At 64.3% G+C, this 703-nt stretch carries 2 protein-coding genes; both read left to right on the top strand.

What is annotated here, in order from left to right:
- On the top strand, positions 1–257 hold a 257-nt coding region (locus AC1DWF_RS34660), incomplete at its 5' end, for an FtsB family cell division protein (RefSeq protein ID WP_476843005.1).
- Positions 258–493: 236 nt separating this feature from the next.
- Positions 494–703 (top strand): thiamine pyrophosphate-dependent enzyme (locus tag AC1DWF_RS34655; protein WP_476843006.1); only part of this gene is annotated, 210 nt, incomplete at its 3' end.

Here is a 703-nt window from a genome sequence, read left to right as displayed (position 1 = left end):
GTTTCTTCGTCTGGCACGCCTCGCACGGCGATCGCGGCCTCATTGCGCGCGAGCAGCGTGTGACCGAGATCGCGGCGGCGCGGGGCGAGCTGCAGCGGGCCACCGCCGAGCGAGAGTCCGCCGAGCGCCGGGTCAATGCGATGCGCGGCGACCGGCTGGACCGGGACCAGCTCGAGGAGCGGGCCCGGGCCATGCTGAACCTCACCAATCGCGACGAAATCGTGATCCCCTACCCGCCAGGGCAGCGCCTCTTCTAACCGAGGAAGATCAGGGCTCTAGCAACATTGTTGCGTCGCAGCATGGCGATCTGGTGTGAACCTAAATTCAGTTAAAGTGAATATTGCGTTGCAATAACTGGATTTTCTGACACGAACCCCGCCTTGCGGAGGCTGCGAGGGCGGCTTAACTGTGGCGTATCTCCAGGGAGACGCCCATGCCCGATGCCGCCCCGTCCAAGCGCCGCTCGACCAAAGCCGCTGCCAAGGACAAGGAAATGCAGATGGGGCACAACGCCCTGCTGCGCGCCTATCGGGACATGCTCCTGATCCGACGCTTCGAGGAGAAGGCCGGCCAGCTCTACGGCATGGGGCTGATCGGCGGTTTCTGCCACCTCTACATCGGCCAGGAGGCCGTGGTGGTGGGCATGCAGGCCTCGCTCAAGCCCGGCGACGAGATCATCACCTCTTACCGCGATCACGGACAC

The sequence above is a fragment of the Aminobacter sp. P4_D5 genome, assembly GCF_056401815.1.
Note: the sequence above shows the minus strand (reverse complement) of the source record. Positions and strands in the feature narration are given on the sequence as shown.